14 protein-coding genes are annotated in these 18,345 nt (G+C 35.7%); 7 read left to right on the top strand and 7 right to left on the bottom strand.

Annotated elements, in window-relative coordinates; all coding sequences use genetic code 11:
- Positions 1–22 precede the first annotated feature (22 nt).
- Both mltG and dapF read right to left on the bottom strand, forming a co-directional pair.
- Positions 23–1,048: an endolytic transglycosylase MltG gene (mltG, locus tag G6R40_RS05985; RefSeq protein ID WP_165132980.1), complete on the bottom strand. Its 1,026-nt coding sequence runs from the start codon at positions 1,046–1,048 to the stop codon at positions 23–25.
- A gap of 1 nt (position 1,049) precedes the next feature.
- The gene (gene dapF / locus G6R40_RS05980) at positions 1,050–1,817 is read right to left on the bottom strand and encodes a diaminopimelate epimerase (RefSeq protein WP_165132977.1); all 768 of its coding nucleotides are present in this window, start codon (positions 1,815–1,817) and stop codon (positions 1,050–1,052) included.
- A gap of 265 nt (positions 1,818–2,082) precedes the next feature.
- Here dapF and G6R40_RS05975 point away from each other — a divergent pair, with 265 nt between their 5' ends.
- Both G6R40_RS05975 and lipA read left to right on the top strand, forming a co-directional pair.
- Positions 2,083–2,640 carry an RNA polymerase sigma factor gene (locus G6R40_RS05975; protein WP_165132974.1) on the top strand — a complete coding sequence of 186 codons (558 nt, stop codon included), beginning with the start codon at positions 2,083–2,085 and terminating at the stop codon, positions 2,638–2,640.
- A 25-nt stretch (positions 2,641–2,665) separates the two neighbouring features.
- A complete protein-coding gene (lipA, locus tag G6R40_RS05970; RefSeq protein WP_165132971.1) occupies positions 2,666–3,520 on the top strand; it encodes a lipoyl synthase in 855 nt (284 codons plus the stop codon).
- Between the two features lie 30 nt (positions 3,521–3,550).
- Here the strand turns inward: lipA and G6R40_RS05965 are convergent, their stop codons facing one another.
- A complete protein-coding gene (locus G6R40_RS05965) occupies positions 3,551–4,111 on the bottom strand; it encodes a hypothetical protein (RefSeq protein WP_165132968.1) in 561 nt (186 codons plus the stop codon).
- 111 nt (positions 4,112–4,222) lie between these two features.
- Here G6R40_RS05965 and G6R40_RS05960 point away from each other — a divergent pair, with 111 nt between their 5' ends.
- Both G6R40_RS05960 and yidC read left to right on the top strand, forming a co-directional pair.
- The gene (locus tag G6R40_RS05960; protein WP_165132965.1) at positions 4,223–5,836 is read left to right on the top strand and encodes a CTP synthase; all 1,614 of its coding nucleotides are present in this window, start codon (positions 4,223–4,225) and stop codon (positions 5,834–5,836) included.
- Between the two features lie 226 nt (positions 5,837–6,062).
- A complete protein-coding gene (yidC, locus tag G6R40_RS05955) occupies positions 6,063–7,856 on the top strand; it encodes a membrane protein insertase YidC (RefSeq protein WP_165132962.1) in 1,794 nt (597 codons plus the stop codon).
- A gap of 281 nt (positions 7,857–8,137) precedes the next feature.
- Here yidC and G6R40_RS05950 read toward each other — a convergent pair whose 3' ends face one another.
- Both G6R40_RS05950 and G6R40_RS05945 read right to left on the bottom strand, forming a co-directional pair.
- Positions 8,138–8,767: a response regulator transcription factor gene (locus tag G6R40_RS05950; RefSeq protein WP_165132959.1), complete on the bottom strand. Its 630-nt coding sequence runs from the start codon at positions 8,765–8,767 to the stop codon at positions 8,138–8,140.
- On the bottom strand, positions 8,764–10,500 hold the full coding sequence (locus G6R40_RS05945; RefSeq protein ID WP_165132957.1) for a sensor histidine kinase: 1,737 nt from the start codon (positions 10,498–10,500) through the stop codon (positions 8,764–8,766). Before G6R40_RS05945 ends, G6R40_RS05950 begins: the two co-directional genes overlap by 4 nt.
- Positions 10,501–10,667: 167 nt before the next feature.
- On the opposite strand from G6R40_RS05945, the gene G6R40_RS05940 reads away from it, so the two are divergent.
- Entirely contained in the window at positions 10,668–11,324 is a 657-nt protein-coding gene (locus G6R40_RS05940) for a TrmH family RNA methyltransferase (RefSeq protein WP_165132954.1), read from the top strand.
- Position 11,325: 1 nt separating this feature from the next.
- Here the strand turns inward: G6R40_RS05940 and G6R40_RS05935 are convergent, their stop codons facing one another.
- Together G6R40_RS05935 and tsaD are read right to left on the bottom strand one after the other, a co-directional pair.
- Entirely contained in the window at positions 11,326–12,021 is a 696-nt protein-coding gene (locus tag G6R40_RS05935; protein WP_165132951.1) for an RsmE family RNA methyltransferase, read from the bottom strand.
- Positions 12,021–13,037: a tRNA (adenosine(37)-N6)-threonylcarbamoyltransferase complex transferase subunit TsaD gene (gene tsaD / locus G6R40_RS05930; RefSeq protein ID WP_165132948.1), complete on the bottom strand. Its 1,017-nt coding sequence runs from the start codon at positions 13,035–13,037 to the stop codon at positions 12,021–12,023. Before tsaD ends, G6R40_RS05935 begins: the two co-directional genes overlap by 1 nt.
- A gap of 3 nt (positions 13,038–13,040) precedes the next feature.
- Here tsaD and G6R40_RS05925 point away from each other — a divergent pair, with 3 nt between their 5' ends.
- Entirely contained in the window at positions 13,041–17,708 is a 4,668-nt protein-coding gene (locus G6R40_RS05925) for a translocation/assembly module TamB (RefSeq protein ID WP_165132945.1), read from the top strand.
- Between the two features lie 136 nt (positions 17,709–17,844).
- Complete coding sequence (locus G6R40_RS05920) at positions 17,845–18,315, top strand: Lrp/AsnC family transcriptional regulator (RefSeq protein ID WP_165132942.1); 471 nt, start codon at positions 17,845–17,847, stop codon at positions 18,313–18,315.
- Positions 18,316–18,345: the final 30 nt, after the last annotated feature.

Raw genomic sequence — 18,345 nt, 5'->3', positions numbered from 1 at the left:
TTTTATCAAGGTTCGAAAAGTATTATTTTATCTGTTTTGCATTAAGCCAATCTTGATAAGCTTTGGCATTTTTGGCATGTTCCACATCATTATCAGTGAATTTATGATAACCCAATCTTGCTGGATCAGCACACATATAGATGTAGTTATTATGGTCAGCGTCTAGCACCGCGTCGATGGAGTTTTTATCAACAACGCAGATAGGTCCTGGTGGAATGCCTGCGTTGGCATAGGTGTTATATGGCGATGGCGTTTTTAGGTCTTTGTAATAGACGCGTTTTATTTGCTTTGTGAAATTACTTGTTTTGTTGATAGCATAGATTACTGTTGGGTCGCTTTGCAGTTTCATGCCTTTTTTGTAACGGTTAAGATAAAGCCCAGCAATGGTTTTTTGTTCGTCTTTTTTACCGCCAGATTCTTTGTAAACGATAGAGGCTAAAGCGTAAATTTGATCTCTTGATAAGCCAGATTGTTTTTCTTTGGCAATACGATTGTTATTCCAAAATTCTTGATAATCTTTATTAAATTTTTCAAAAAACTCTTTTGGCGTTACGGTCCAAAAAAATTGGTACGTGTCATTAAAAAAATATTTTTTGAGATCCTCGGCATTTTTATAAGCTTTTTCTTGAGCGATAGCATCAAAATCTTTTACAAATCTTGCGGAGTCGAGTTCTGTTTTTCTGGTAACACGTCCTATCATTTGATAAACATCATCAAAATCTTTAATTCTGAAATTATCTGGCGTTTGGTTTCCAGCTTTTATCATATTAACAAGATTGCTGTTGTTGGTGCCAGATTTTATTTCGTAGCGACCCGCTTTGATATTTTCTGCAAGATTTTTGTCTTTTGCAACACTTTCAAAATTATCAACATTTGATAAATAAGGTCGAAGAGAGTCCATTACTTTTTTGAAATCAGCATTCTGTGGAATGAGTACAAATCCTTCTTTGCTAACATTGCTTCCATAGTATTTGGAATAAAAACGATATCCAAAATAACCACCAATGGCAATAACCGCAATAATGACAATCGAGATTAGTTTTTTCATATTAGATTTCTATATTTCCTATAAATACTTGTTTGGCAGGACCTTCTAACCAAATGTTTTTAAATTTTCCTTCTGTTTCTTCTGCATATACTTTGAGTTGACCACCCAAAACTTTAACAGGCACAGAGCTTAGATGTTTCTTTTTCATAAAAGTTAAAGCCGCTGCTGTAACACCCGTTCCACAACTGAAAGTTTCGTCTTCAACACCGCGTTCATAAGTTCTTACAAATAGCTTGTTCTCAGGGAGTTCTGTTACAAAATTAACATTGATGCCTTTCTCTTTATATGTATCTGAATTTCGGATTTTGTTACCAATATGATAAACATCATAGTTTTCGACATCATCAACATACTTCACATAATGCGGAGAACCTGTGTTTAGTTCAAAATCGTTATCAATCATTTTTAAACAATCTACATCAATCATTTTTAGTTTTACAATGCCACTTTTTATTTCCGCTTCATGCAGACCATCAATGGCAGTAAAGCTTGTTTTATCTTCGAAAATATCCAAAAAATGAGCAAAAGCAACAATGCATCTGCCGCCATTACCACACATGCTGCTCTCGTTACCATCAGCATTATAATACAACATTTTGAAATCGTAATGTGCATCATTTTCTAATAAAATAAGACCATCGCCGCCAATACCAAAACGCCTGTCACAAAGCTTTTGGATGAGTTCTGTATTGTCTTTTGGGAAGTCTGTATTACGATTGTCGATCATTACAAAATCGTTACCAGTACCTTGATATTTATAAAATTTCATCGTGTTGATTTCTATTGTTAATTAAGTTAAATAAAAGCCTACAAAATTACGGTTTTTATAATTTAAGTTGTCATATATTTTAAATTGTATTCAGCTGAAATTCGTTTGATTGTCCATTTTTAAACATAATCTCGGTTTTAAATCCGAAAAGGTTTTTAAATATTATAGATAAAAAATATTTAAAAAAATTAATAGAAAATTACTTTTATCTATCGGAGTCTTCTATTTGTCAGCGGAAGATATTTCGTATCTTTGCTTGTCTCAAATGAAAAAAGAAACCTTAATAGAATTAGTCCAAAATGCTAAGGATAAAGACCAAAAAGCACAGACACAACTGATTAATCTCTTTTGGGTTGATGTGTTCTCATTTGTGATGAAAAAAGTGAAAGACGAAAATGATGCCGACGAAATCACTGTGCATGTCTTTTCAAAAGTCTTGTCAAAGTTGGATATGTATGATCCCAATTTTCAATTTAAAACCTGGATTTTGACCATTGCACAAAATACAATAATTGATTTTTGGAGGAAAAAAAGTCGCGAAAGCGAAGATGCCAACGACTCGCTAGACGAAGTTAAAAATCATTTTGCAAAATCGCCTGAAGAATTGTTAATCTCAGAAGAAGAACAAAGAAAAATCGTTCAGATTATCGAGACGATGGATGCGAAATACCAAGACATCATAAAACTTCGCTTTTTTGAAGAAAAAAGTATTAAAGAAATTGCAGAGGACTTGAAACTTTCTGTCGCCAATACCAAAGTAAGGATAATGCGCGCCAAAAAAGTTTTATCCGAAATGTTGAAAGATAACGGAACCGATTTTTAAAATCAGTTGTAATAGTTTAAAAATAATGGAAAATACAATCACGCAAAAACCAAAATGGATTCGTGTAAAATTACCAACAGGTAAGAACTACCGTGAGTTGCGAAATTTGGTGGATAAGTATAAGCTAAATACCATTTGTCAAAGTGGAAGTTGTCCCAATATGGGCGAATGTTGGGGAGAAGGTACCGCAACTTTTATGATTTTAGGAAATATTTGTACGCGTTCTTGTGGATTTTGTGGTGTTAAAACAGGCAAGCCATTGGATGTTAACTGGGATGAGCCAGAAAAAGTGGCGCGTTCTATCAAATTAATGAAAATCAAACATGCGGTTTTGACATCTGTTGATCGCGACGATCTTAAAGATATGGGGTCTATCTTATGGGCGGAAACCGTGAATGCCGTAAGGAGAATTTCTCCAGGAACCACGATGGAAACTTTGATCCCCGATTTCCAAGGTATTACAAAACACCTCGATAGATTGATAGAAGTGGCACCAGAAGTGATTTCTCATAATATGGAAACGGTAAAACGTCTGACGCGCGAAGTCCGCATCCAGGCGAAATATGAGAGAAGTTTGGATGTTCTAAGATATCTTAAAGAAGCCGGTCAACATCGTACCAAAACGGGCGTTATGCTAGGATTGGGCGAAACAAAAGAGGAGGTTTTCCAAACCATCGAAGATATTAGAAATGCGAATGTCGATGTTATCACACTTGGTCAATATCTTCAACCCACCAAAAAACATTTGCCTGTACAACGTTTTATCACGCCGGAAGAATTTGACGAATATGGCGCGTTTGCAAGAGATTTAGGATTCCGTCATGTGGAAAGTTCGCCTTTGGTGCGCAGTTCTTATCATGCCGAAAAACATATTCATTAAAATATAAAACCTGCTAGTTGGCAGGTTTTTTTATTGCGATAAAGCCACAATACATTCTTCTCTAATGTTCCAAATTTCCTCTACAGAATAGGAGATTTCAGAATGTTCATTGAGCCAATCTTGTAAAAAGTTTTGATGGTATTTAATTTTAAAATCGGTGATTTGCTCGGGTTGGATTTCAATTTCTTTTAAAAGATAAGGCATGAAATTTTCGCGGCGCCAGGTTCGGCTTGTAAAGTCTAAGATTTGATGATTCCATTTTAGATAATTGTGCGCTTCGGGAATCTCGGCCAAATTATAATGTTCCAGAACCGATTTTATTTTTGGGGCATTATCGCCATTCATAAGAAAAATACCGAGCATGAACTGAAAGTTTGATTGTTCATTTTCGTCGATAAGCCGTTTTAGTAAAGCGTGTTTAGAACTGCAGGTTCCACAAGATTCTTGCAAAACAATCAAAGGATTATGTTTGTCAGAATTTCTTTTGTAATCCAAATTTTGAACAAAAGTGGCTGCTTCCCAAAAGTTTGTTTTTTCTAAATTTAAAAAAGCTTGAGAAATTGTTCTGTCCGATTGGATTTCAAAATTCATGTTGAAAAAGTTTCTGCTAAATTAAAAGATTACAAAGAATTATAAAATATTTAAGAGGCCTAAAATTGCTTTTCTGTTCCGTATGCTTTAACTTTGCACAAACCTAATCTAATGAGTAAAAAAGAAACGAAGTACATCTTTGTAACAGGTGGTGTTACTTCTTCACTGGGTAAAGGCATCGTCTCAGCTTCTCTGGGACTGCTGTTAAAATCTCGCGGTTTTAACGTCACTATCCAAAAACTAGATCCTTACATTAACATAGACCCCGGCACGCTAAACCCTTACGAACATGGCGAATGTTATGTGACCGAAGATGGTGCAGAAACAGATCTTGACCTTGGACATTACGAACGTTTCCTTGACAGCCAAACAAGTCAAAACAATTCTGTAACAACAGGTAGAATTTACCAGACGGTTATCGAAAAAGAACGCCGTGGAGAGTTTCTAGGAAAAACTGTTCAGGTTATTCCACACATCACCAATGAGATAAAACGTCGTGTAAAAATACTATCCAAGAAAAATTACGATATTATTATCACCGAAATTGGAGGAACAGTAGGTGATATCGAATCTTTACCCTACATCGAAAGTGTAAGACAATTGCAGTGGGAATTAGGTAAAAATAATTCTATGGTCATCCATTTGACATTGTTGCCTTATTTGGCGGCAAGTGGCGAGCTAAAGACCAAACCTTCTCAACATTCTGTACGCCAGTTGATGGAAAGCGGAATACAGGCCGACGTTTTGGTTTGTAGAACAGAACACAAAATCCCGAAAGATCTACGTGCAAAATTAGCACAGTTTTGTAACGTGGCATTAGAAAATGTTATCGAATGCAAAGACATGGAAACCATCTATGAAGTGCCTGTAGATCTACAAAAGCAGAATTTCGATGAGGTTGTTTTAAAAGAATTAAACCTTCCGATTAACAAAGAAGCTGATCTTAAAGATTGGAAAAACTTCCTTAAAAAATATAAAAATCCAAAACGCAAAGTGAACATCGCTTTGGTTGGAAAATATGTCTCTTTGCAAGATTCTTACAAATCGATTGCAGAAGCTTTCATTCACGCAGGCGCAGATCTGGAAACAGATGTTAATGTGAAATGGGTGTACAGTGGCGATTTGGAAGAAGCTAACTTGCAGGAAACTTTTAAAGATGTCGATGGTATGTTGATCGCTCCAGGTTTTGGTGATCGCGGTATCGAAGGCAAAATTTTGGCTGCAGAATATGCGAGAGTTAACAAAATCCCAACTTTGGGGATTTGTCTAGGTATGCAAATTATGACTGTTGAATTTGCTAGAAATGTGCTTGGACTTAACAAAGCTAATAGTACCGAGTTTGATACGGCAACGCCCGATCCTGTTATTTCTATTATGGAAGAACAGAAAAATATTGTTGACAAAGGAGGAACTATGCGTCTTGGAGCCTGGAAATGTGCTTTGAAACCAAATTCTAAATTAGCGGAAATATACGGTGCCAAAACAATTTCGGAGCGTCACAGACACCGTTATGAATTCAATTCAGATTACAAAAAAGAATTTGAAGATAAAGATATGATGATTTCTGGACAAAACCCCGAAACAGGACTGGCAGAAACGATTGAGTTAAAAGATCATCCTTTCTATGTCGGTGTACAATATCATCCAGAATACAAAAGTACCGTTGCCACACCACATCCATTGTTCAAAGCTTTGATAAGTGCCGCAACGAAATCTAAAAAATAATTTTTAGAAATAAATAAATAATGTAATGACCCGAAGCAAAACTTTGGGTCATTCGTCTTATTATAAGGATGATAAAGATTAGAGATTATTACCGAGTATTGTAAAAAATAAATCTTATTTTTGTCGTTCGAAAAATATGAAATAGTATAGTCGTTTTAGATTTAATTAAAGTTCAGAAAATCAAGAACTAAAATTATTTTAAAACCAAATTCTAAAATTCTTTTTAATGCAACAGAACAACGGACTGGATAAAAATCAGTTAATCAGCTTTGGGGTGCTGTCTTTACTTTTGTTAGGCTTTATGCTCTATTTTCAAAATAGACAAGTTGACCAAGAGCAAACACAGATTACGCAACAAACCAAAAAGACAGAGCAATCTGCAACTGCCAATATTAGCGCAGCCAATGTTAACAATGTAGCAGCCAATGCTATCCAAAAAGTGAATCTTAAAAATGACGAGCTTAGCTTGGAGTTTTCTAGTCTTGGCGGACAAGTTTCTACCGTACAACTTAACAAGTACAACGCCTTTGATGGTAAAAACAAAAATAAACCTCTTTATCTTTTTAATAACAAAAACTCCGATTACGGTTTTGAGTTTAAAGATAAATCTGGAAAACTGATTAACACCAAAGACTTGGTTTTTGCACCAAGTGTTAACGGCAATACCTTGACATTGACTAGTCAAATTAACGCGGCAACTATTCAGTTTATCTATACTTTGAATCCTAAATATACTTTGGATTTTAAAGTAAGAACCAAAGGATTGTCAACAATTACAGCAGATACGAAAGCGACTTTCAAATGGAATTATAACGTTCGTGAGTTAGAAAAAGGTCGTGCACAAGAACAAACGCATACCGAGTTTGTATACGCTTTTAATAATTATAAAGATTATGACTATGATGCGCGTACAGACATGGACGAAACCAAAGAAACGCTTAACTGGATTGGGGTAAAACAACAATTCTTCGTTGCAGTTTTGGAAGCGCAACATGGTTTTACGCAATCTAAAGGTTTTCAGGATAATGTTGAAGAAGGCGAATATCTTAAGAAGTTTAATTACGATGGACAAGTAGCTTTAACAGGCGGAGAGTTCAATCAGGATTTTTCTTGGTACTTCATGCCTTTGGATTTACAATTGTTAAAATCGTTTGATAATAAAAATTTTGATGAGATCTTGCCATTAGGTTGGTCTTTCATAGGATCGCTTAACAGACATGTTTTCATGCCAATGTACGATGTAATTTCTTCTTGGGGCATTGCTGCAGGTTGGGTAATTTTCTTAATGACGATTATCGTAAAATTAATTTTGTCGCCGATTATGTACAAACAGCATAAGTTGAGTGCGATGATGAAGGTGATTCGTCCAGAGATCGATGAGGTGAACAAAAAATTCAAAGATGCTGACCCGATGAAGAAACAGCAAGAGACCATGGCGGTCTATAGAAAAGCAGGCGTTAACCAATTGGCAGGATGTTTACCGGCTTTGGTGCAAGTTCCGTTATTCTACGCATTATTCCGTTTCTTCCCGAATATGTTGGATCTTAGAGGAAAAAGTTTCTGGTTCGCAGAAGATTTAACCGCTTATGATGATTTAATTAAATTACCATTTAATATCCCATTCTTAGGAGAGCATTTGAGTATTTTTGCAATTGCGTGTACCGCTGTTATTTTGATCTATACGATGATGACTGCAGGTAACATACAACAACCACAACAAGAAGGTATGCCGAATATGAAGGTGTTGATGTACATTTTCCCAATTACATTCTTATTCTTCTTAAATACGTCTGCATCTGGTCTTTCTTGGTATTATTTTGTATCCAATGCGATTAACATTATCATTATTTTGGTGATTAAATATTTTATCTTGGACGAAAAGAAAATTCATGCTCAAATCCAAGAGAATAAGAAAAAGGCACCAAAACCTGAAGGACGTTTCCAAAAACGAATGAGAGAGATGATGGAGCAAGCTCAGGAGCAACAAAAGAAACAAGAGCATATGCGCAAAAAGAAATAGTTTTAAACTTATCCAAACTCAAAAAAGCGAAATCCTAGGATTTCGCTTTTTTTGTTAGCTCAAATAAAAAAAACCTGCGAATTTATCGCAGGTTTTGGTTTCCATCATTTGTGTTAATAAAACCAGTTACCATGAAATTTGTGTTTTCGAACAAAGAAGAGTATTATCTATCTTTCTCTTTGTTGATACAAATATAGGTTGCTTTATGAGCTTTAGCTGCATGGAACATGTCGATAAAAGTCGAAGCTTTGTAGATATATATCTACAAGATAAAAAATAGCTTATTGGTTGTCCTTAATCAAGTCGATAAGTTCTACAAGGTTGTCGATTTTAAGCTTATCAAAAATTCTTTTTTTAATAGTGCTAACCGTGTTTTGTTTAATGTTCAATTCGTTGGCGATTTCCAGATTTCCTAGACCTTTGGCGTATAGTTTCGCAATTTCTAGTTCGCGGTCTGTAAGGCGCTGCAGAGGATTGGCAGCATTGGGATTTCGTAAAGAGTCTAGTAATAATGCCTGTGTCATGGGCGAAAGATATTCGCCGTCTTGATGGATTTTTAAAATAGCGTCAGCAATAACATCTTCATCATTTAGTTTGCTCAAAAAACCGTTGGCGCCAGCGTTGATGAATTTCAGGGCTTGCGATTTTTCATCAATTCCCGAGAAAATCAAAATCTTGATTTCAGGTTTTAAATCTTTTATTTTCGGTAAAATACTCAGGCTGTTTCCATCTGGGAAATGGGCGTCGATAATGGCAATGTCTATTTTCTGCTCTTCTATCTTTTCTAAAATCTGTGCGAGATTAGAGGCATGGACAACTTCCGAATTGAGTTCCAAATCTTCGATTAAAAATTCGATGCCTTGTCTTATCAAGCTGTGGTCATCGGCAAGCAAAAACTTGGTAGAACTCATTTTTTTAAGTTTAGATTAAGAGAAAATTTCACACTGGTTCCTTTGCTTGGTTGGCTGTCAACAGAAATTGCTCCGTTAAATAATTCTACCAATTCTTTGCAAAGGCTTAGGCCTAATCCTGCGCCAAGATTTTCAACTTCGTTGGATAAAACACCTTGATAATATGGTTCGAAAATATTTTTTAAATCCGAAGCAGAAATTCCCGCACCTGTATCTTTAACTTCTGTTTCTAATAGGATTTGATTATTATCTGTGGCGCTTGCTTTTGTAATTAAAGAGATTTTACCATGTTCTGTAAACTTATTAGCGTTGCCCAGAATATTCATAAATAGTTGGTTAATCTTTGTATTATCCGAGTAAACTTCAATGTTTGGGTCGATATTTTCGATGATGACAAATTGGTTGTGGCGCGTTTCTATATAAGCTGCCATAGAATTTGCAATCGCTGTAATTTCATTTTTAAGATTGAAGGGTATTGGACTTAATTTGTTTTCAACATGTTGGTTTTTGGTATATTCCAAAATCTGATTAGCCTGCATTAACAAAGAATTGTTGGTGAAGCTTATGGATTTTAAATAATCTTTAATGCTTTCGTCATTCGTTTTTTTATTAATTCGGTTGATGAAAATTCCAATAATCTTAAGTGGCGAGCGCAGTTCGTGGCTCAACATGCCGAGAATTCTGTTCTTGAAATTTAGATTCTCCTTAATTTGAAGATTTGCTTCTTTTAATTTGTTTTCGTACACAAAAGCCATTTTGGTCATATACATTAACAAAATGGATGCGATAAACATCAACAGCATTGCACCGATGGCTAAGTAAATTCTTCTCGTATTGTTTTCCGAATTTTGTTTGGCAATTTCTTTCTCGAGCTCCGACTTTGCATTTTGAATAGACGAGTCGTAAAGACTCATCACATTGTTGCTGTACAACAAAAGCTCGCTGAAAAGCTTATTGTTTTGATAGAGGTTTTTGGCGTTATTTTGATTATTAATTATATTTTTCTGAACGCGTTTTACCTCTGTCGTATAATGTTTCGTAGCCTGATTTATCAAGCTGTCCATATCGTTTTTCAACTGCAAAGCTTCACGTTGTCGTTGCATCATTGTTACAACAGTGCTATCTTTTCGCACATTTTCATTGCCTACTATCGCGTCTTTGATACGTCCAAAAAGACCTTTCTTTTGGATGGTGTCAGAGAAGGTTTGCGTGCGGACAACAAAATTTTCTGGGCTGTAATCGAATTTGTATTTTTTGATTTCTAGAAAATCCTTTTGTGGCGTCGCCGGAATTAAATTCGAAATTGTTGAAACCTGATATGTTGAGTCAATCAATATCTTGAATTTTTTAGCTTCTGCGGAATCCCTTTTTTTAAATTTTAAAACAGAATTGAGATTTGAATTCTTGAATTTAAAATTGTTGACTTTGTCCAGACTTAAATTTAGATTATTAATCGATACAAAATATTGTTCCAAGTCGTTGGCATCATCCGTTGTCAGGTAATTTTGAAAATGAGAATTTGCAGTAAAAAGTTCTTTTCGGGAATTGTTGGTGAGAAGTTCCAAAGAGTCAATTTCTTTCAATTGATTTTCGATAAAACTGACATCTTCTCTATTTTTAAATTCGTTATAAATAAAACCAGCCAAAGCAACCTGTATCAACAGTATGCAAAGTATTAAAGTATAATGTACGGTTTTTCTTAATCTGAAATTATCAAATTTTGATGGAGACATATTTTTTGTTTCATATTTGTATTTGTAAACAATTGTTGAAAAACAAATGTTTTGAGCCAACAAAATTAACCAAATCTTATTAATATGCGTATAATTTTTGGATAAAATCATTTTAAATCGATTCAACGAAATGTGCTAATACAGTTTCTATATTTTATCTTTGCAAAATGAATTTAGAAGCGACTTATCAATACTTGCAACAGTTTTTATCCGAAGAACGTATTTGTAAAATCGACCATTTTTCTGCGGAAAGCTCCGACTTTATTCTACCTGTTGTGGAAGATGTTTATCAGTTTCGCAATGCCGCAGCGATTTTGCGCTCGGTTGAAGTTTGTGGCTTTCACAAGGTAGTGGCTTTGGAAAAAGAGAATATTTTTGACCCCAATCTTCGTGTAACCAAAGGCGCAGACACTTGGGTGCAGGTTGAGAAATTGCCACGCGAAATTTCGTCGCTACAAAAAGTTCGCGATAGAGGTTACAAGATTGTAGCAGTTTCGCCAGAACGGAATGCGACGATGCTTCCAGATTATCAGCCAGATGAACCTTTGGCGCTGGTTTTCGGTACCGAATGGGAAGGTACGACAGATGAGCTGTTAGATTTTGCTGACGAGACTTTAGCGATTCCAATGTATGGTTTTACCCAAAGTTTTAATGTATCGGTTGCAGCGGCAATTTGTATGTATGATCTCAAACAAAAACTTATAAAATCAAATATCGATTACAAATTAAATCGCGATAAACTTTTGGAAACCAAAATCCAATGGGCGGTTAATTCGATTAAAAGTGGACAACAGATTTTGAATCAATATTTAAAAGTAAAATAAATTACATTAACGAATAATTCCACGCTGCGACAAAAAGTCCCGCAGTTTCCGTTCTTAGACGTTGTTGCCCAAGACTTACAGCTTTGATGTTTTTCTCGGCGAGCATTTGGATTTCTTTTTCCGAAAAATCGCCTTCTGGCCCAATCAAAAAAGTGAATTCTTGTAAGTTTTGAGTTGGAATTGTGTTTAAATCCAAGCGTTCCAAATTCTCATGACAATGCGCTACAAAAGTCGTTTCAGGATTTAGGTCTTTCATAAAATCTGAAAATTTTGTCAAGTCATTTATAACAGGAAAGTGAAATCTTAAACTCTGTTTGGATGCAGCAATACTTTGTTTTCGGAGTTTGTCGATGTTGATATTTTTGCGTTCAGTTTTTTCAGTATTGATAAGTGTGATTTCCGAAATGCCCATTTCTGTTGCTTTTTCAATGAAAAATTCGATGCGGTCAATGTTTTTTGTCGGCGCAATAGCGATATGCAGTTTTGGTGAAAAGTTGGCTTGTTGCTCTTTTATTTCAAGCACATTAAGACTGGCTTTTTTTCCTTCCAGTTTTAAAGTGCCATAGGCAAGATTCCCTTTGCCATCGGTAACGTAGATGTGTTCGCCTTGTTTGATGCGCAAAACCTTTGTGATGTGTTGCTGCTCTTCATCATGTATTTTAATGTCTGGAAATATATCGCCGTAGAAAAGTTTCATTACAAATCGTATTTAGAAGTTGCGGTTGTTCTCAGGTCTGTGAATTCGCTACGCTCGTATTTTAATTTTGCTACCATCGCAATCATCGCAGCATTGTCCGTTGTGTATTCGAATTTTGGAATGTAGATATTCCAACCCAATTTTTTTTGATTGTCTTGCATAGCTTGTCGCAAAGCCGAATTGGCAGATACGCCTCCAGCAATGGCAACTTCTTTTACGCCAAGATCTTTGGCAGCATTTTCGAGTTTGTTCATCAAGATTTCTATAATCGCTTTCTGGATAGAAGCGCAAAGGTCATTAAGATGTTCTTGAATAAAATCAGGATTTTTTTTGACTTCTTTCTGGATAAAATAAAGCACGGAAGTTTTAATTCCACTAAAAGAATAATCGTAATTGTCGAGTCTTGGTTTGTTAAATTTGAAAGCGTTAGAATTTCCTTCTTTGGCTAATTTGTCGATAATGGGTCCTGCTGGATAATCGAGGTCGAAGATTTTTCCGATCTTGTCAAAAGCTTCTCCGGCAGCATCATCTATTGTTTTGCCGATAATCTCCATGTCAAAATAATCTTTTACCAGCACAATCATCGTATGACCGCCACTCACCGTTAAACATAAAAACGGAAATTCTGGTGGAGTAGGATTGGCGTCTTCAATAAAATGTGCCAAGATGTGCGCTTGCAAATGATTAACTTCTATTAACGGAACATCCAGACTCATCGCAAGAGATTTTGCAAACGAAGTTCCAACCAAAAGAGAACCCAAAAGTCCAGGTCCACGTGTAAAACCTATGGCGCAAATATCATTTTGTTGTATATTTGCTTTAGAAAAAGACTTTGTAACCACAGGAATTATATTTTGCTGATGCGCTCTGGAAGCTAACTCTGGCACAACGCCGCCATATTCGTTATGAATACTTTGGTTGGCAGCAATGTTAGATAAAATTTGATTTCCTTTGATAATTGCAGCAGAAGTGTCATCACAAGATGACTCAATTCCTAAAATAATTGTTTCGCTCATAGAATGGCAAAGTTAGAAAATAATAAAAACACAAATCAACCAAATCCTGAAAAATTGGATGCGGTCATTAAAAAGCATAAAACATCCCTTTGGGTAAGAATTCCTCTTTACCTTATTCTTGGGATATTCGGACTTATTTTGCTTGTTTTCATAGCAATTAATCTTCCTGTTACCAAACGTTATATCGCCAAAGAAGCCATTGGACTTCTTAATAATGATTTTAAAATGAAATTGACAGTCGATGATGTGGAGGTTAATTTCTTTGGAGATGTTCGACTGAAAGGTGTTAAAATGAATGACTATCGCGATTTTCAATTTATAGAAGCGAAAGAAATTCAAGCAAATTCTGATTGGTTTGCATTGGCCTTTAATACCAATGATCTTAAATTCAACAAAGCGACTTTGGTCGAACCAGACATCAAAGTTATCACTTATAAAGGCGACAGTATAAGTAATTTTATCCGTTATATTGATAATTTTAGTAGCGATAAACCTTCTGACCCGAATAAAAAATTTAAAATGAAGATGGTTGTTGACATTATCAACGGAAAAGCAAGTATTGTTAACGAAAACCATCCTGGGGAAGAAGGCCGTTGGCTAGATGCACGCAATATTTATTTGCATTCCAAAGAAGTCTTAATCGATGGTCCAGATATTTCTGCGGATATCGGAAAGTTTACTTTTATCACAAAACGTTGGGGGAAAGAACATGTTGTTGACCAGTTTTCTACGAACTTTCAAATCACTAATAAACATCTTAAGCTAGATGATTTGGTGTTTAATACAGATCATTCTTTATTAATGGGCGCTGTGACGCTCAATTTGGATCCCAAAACAGGTTTTGGTGATTTTAGTAACAAAGTTAATTGGGATCTTAAATTCAATCCAGGAAGTCAGTTTAGTGGTTACGATCTCAGTTATTTTATGACGGATTGGGACAATTACACCCCGATTAATCTGTCGGGGACGATGACGGGACCGCTTAACAAAATGCATTTGGAAAATTTCCAGATTCGTTCGCAGGATGTTAATCTTCATTCCAAAAGTTTGAAAATTGCAGACGTCCTCAACAAAAAATTTTATATCGAAAGCAGTCAGTTGGATGCCGACTTTACTTATAAAGCTTTGAAAGCGGCTTTACCAAGTTTTATTGCTACAAGCTTAGGAAATATCGCCGATGATTTCGGAAGGCTCAAATATAAAGGTGCCATCAGCGCGAAGCCTGAAGAAATCTATGCTAACGGCGAAGCAATAACAGGAATAGGACAAGCAAAAATCAATAATTTTTATCTCACAGATTATTCGACGAAGATGCCACGTTATCGTGGATATTTTGAGGTTAAAGATCTTAATGTAACGGCTTTTACGAAAAATAAACAAGTTGGTTTGGTTACTGGCAAATTCAATGTGGATGGGCGTAGTTTTGATATCAACACGATGCATCTTCGTACAAGATCGGAGGTTGCAAAAATCGAGTTGATGGGAAAAAATATCACCAATATATTGTTGGACGGGACTCTGGATCGTAAAGCCTACAATGGTTTGGTACATGTGAATGATCCAAATGCAAAAGCACAACTCAAAGGTTTGGTTGACTTTTCCACAAAACGTCTAAAAGCTGACATTGTTGGCGATTTACAATATATTAATCTTAAACATTGGGGCATTTCTGCTGGGGACATGAATTCTTTAAGTGGGCATATCGATGGTAAAATCGCGATGACGAATCTTAATGACCTTAACCTCGATGCTAATATTAAGAATTTGACACTCGCTTCTTCTACACAAAAATTAGAATTACCAAATTCAAGTCTTAAAGCTTTTTTTGAAAATGGAGATAGAGTGGTTTCTGTCGATGCGCCAGGAGCGGTTAGTGGACAAGTGCAAGGGCATTTCAATCTCGAAGATATCGGGAAAATGCTTACAAATAGTATAAACAAAATATTGGTTGGCAATCCGCCTAGAAAGACTTATAACGGACAATATTTTAATTTCGATTTTGATGTTAAACAAGGTTTGTTAGCCTTTTTTGTTCCAGATCTTAAAATTCCAAATGGCGCAACTGTTAAAGGAAATTATCAAGGTGCCAGCAATGATTTGGTATTGGAGGCAGACGCGCCTTACATCAAATACATCATGACCAAGCAAGAAGGGTTATCCGAAGCAGAAAAATTCTTGGCAGAAACCGACGAACATTACAAGCCCGAACTTAAAAAAACGATTGATAGCGCGATGGTTGATAGTCTTCAACTTCGTATTAACACCGCAAATATTCAGCAACAAGTCTTGGCTTCTGTAAAAAGAGCAGAGTACAATAAAAATGTTATTAAAGATTTACAATTAAAAGCTAATAACGAGAATAATCAAAAACTTCATATCGCAACTAATTTCAAGTTGGGGACTGTGGATGAAGAAGCTGATGATAAACTAAAAGAATACGCTGTTAATCTTAACCAAACGACCAATCCGCAAGGTGATTATGTTTTCAGGTTCGAGCCTACAGAGGTTAAGCTAAACGATGTAGCTTGGCGTATTGATACAAGTCCAGACTTAGACCATTCGATAACTTATCGCGTTAACGAGAAAGATTTTAAAATTCGTAATTTAAGAGTTTATTCGGACGAAAGCTCATTATTGGTGAAGGATGCAACTTTCAAATCGGCGAAAGATTTTGAGGCAGATGCAGACGTTAGTAGTTTTGATATTGGGAAAATTTTAGCCATTACTTCTTCGGGTGGAGATGATAATAATCTTGACTTGAAAGGTATTGCCAACGGTTCTATCAAAATTAAAATGAATGATAAAAACCTGGAGCCACTTATAGATCTTAAAGTAGATGGTATCAAAATGAATGGCGAAGACATGGGTAATTTTACCATTAATGCTACCAAGAGTTCGCGTGCCAATGTTTTTGATATTGATATTCAGGCGAAATCTAGCGAATTGTTTGGAAGTAATAATCTTCATGTAACAGGAACTATCGATAATAACACCAAATCGCCCACTTTGGATCTTAATGCTGAAATGCGTGAGTTCGATCTTCGTTTTGCACAACAATTCGTGAAATCTATTTTCGGAAATTTCCGAGGAAAAGCGACTGGAGATATGAAAATTTCCGGAACCATGGCAGATTTGGATTACAGTGGCGATGTTAGTTTATCAGGTTTTGGATTGAAATTACTTTTTACGGGAGTTGATTATAGATTTGCGGATACCGTTATCAACTTGTCTCGCGGCCAAGCCTTAATCAATAGTGTGGAAGTGAGTGATGGTCGTGCCAATTCTAAAGGTAGGATCTCGGGTATGATTCAGTTTGAGACGCTGTCTTCTATGGCGCTCAACTTAATTTTGGAGGCGGATAATCTTTTGGTTCTTAACAGTACGCAAGACGATAATGACTTGTTCTGGGGAAGAGTTTATGCAGAAGGGGATTTGTATGTATCAGGACCTGTTTCTGGTTTGGAAATTACGACGCCGAGAATGCGTGCGCTTAATACGAGTAATTTCACATTTAATAGCAATTCCACATCTTCTGTAGAAGAGTTTAAAATGTTGCGTTTCTTAAAGCGTGACGAAGCTGGGATTATTATAGCGGAAGAAAAGAAGAAACAAGGTAATAATATGTTGATCGATTTTAATCTTGTTGTTGATAAAGGGACAACTGTTAATGTCTTAGTTGGTGATGATGTTGGTGATATCAGCGTGCGTGGTGATGCTAATCCACTGCGTTTCCGAATGGAGCGTAACGGCAATGTTGGTATCAACGGAACATATATTGTAGATAACGGAACCTTTATTTCTAAAGCCATTCTTAGTAGAACCTTCCAGATTTCTCGCGGTAGCAGAATCCGTTGGGACGGTAATCCTATGACACCAGATTTGGATATCAATGCCAATTATATGAGAACGGTCACCAATGCTGGAGAATATCTAGGACTAAGTCTTCAACCAATTAATGTACAATTAACGGCGGATATCAGCGGAACTTTAACCAAGCCAGATGTAGAATTTGGTGTGACAGCGCCAGATGTTTCTTCACAGGTTAAAGAAGCTTTATCTGCGAAAATGGCGGACGAGAGCGAGCGTATTGTACAGTTCGGCTCTATCTTGGCTATGAATAGTTTTAACGTTTCCAATCTTGCCGGATTTGATATTAATATCGGTAGAACGGCGGAAACTGCAGGTTACAACATGTTGTTCAAGCAATTGGGTTCGGTTTTAAACACCATCAGTAATGTGTATCAAATCGATTTAGGATATATCCAAGGCGATGCAGGTTCTAATACAGGTGACCGCGTTAATACAAGTGTAAGTTTTGCATTGTCGCCAAGAGTGAAAATAAAAACAGGTCTTGGTATTCCAGTTGCCAGATCGGACAATGCTTCGACTAATAACTTTTTATCTGGAGAAGGAATTATCGAATACGACTGGAGCCGTACCAATAACGGAAGTCGTCTTTTAAGAGCTTATTCTAAACCTTCCAATATCGGTGTGGGCATTGCATCGGCAGGTCTTAACCAAAGTTATGGTGTTGGGGTTGTGTATAGTAAGAGTTTCGATTCTTTTAAATATTTATTCAAGAATGAAAGAAAAGAAAAAAAATCTATTCAAAAAGATGATAAAAATCAAGTCATTAAAATTGATTCTTTAAAAAATGATTCAATTAAATAGGATATTCTCAGAAAATATGTGAAACTACGTTAAATCTTGTTAATATTTATTGGTATTTTTTTATTTTGATAATTTTTCATAAATTTGCAACAAATACTTAGTTTTTTTAACAATACAATATAATATATACGTAGTTATGAATTACCAACTGGACGAAATCGATAAAAAAATATTAGATTTTTTAGTAGAAAACACAAGAATGCCGTTTACAGAAATTGCTAAACAAATGGACGTTTCTGCTGGTACAATCCACGTGAGAGTGAAGAAGATGGAAGATGCAGGGATTATTTTGGGATCTTCTCTTAATATCGATTACGGTAAATTGGATTACCATTTTACAGCTTTTATAGGAATCCTTTTGACTAAGTCTAACAGAACACAAGATGTTCTTAAAGAATTGTCATCAATCCCGAATGTTGTAGAAGCTAGTGTAATCTCTGGAAAATACAATATCTTTTGTAAAGTAAGAGCAAAAAATACAGAAGACGCAAAACGTATCATCTATCAGATTGATGATATCCAAGATGTCATGAGAACTGAAAGTATGATTTCTATGGAAGAATATCTAAGTGATAAAAACAGATTGATCGACGCTGTGTCTGTATAATTTTTATCATTAAAATCTTAATAAAAAGGG

Source organism: Chryseobacterium sp. POL2 (assembly GCF_011058315.1).
In the GTDB taxonomy this organism is placed as follows: domain Bacteria; phylum Bacteroidota; class Bacteroidia; order Flavobacteriales; family Weeksellaceae; genus Soonwooa.
The sequence above is the reverse complement of the archived record's forward strand: the minus strand, read 5'-3'. Positions and strand labels throughout refer to the sequence as shown.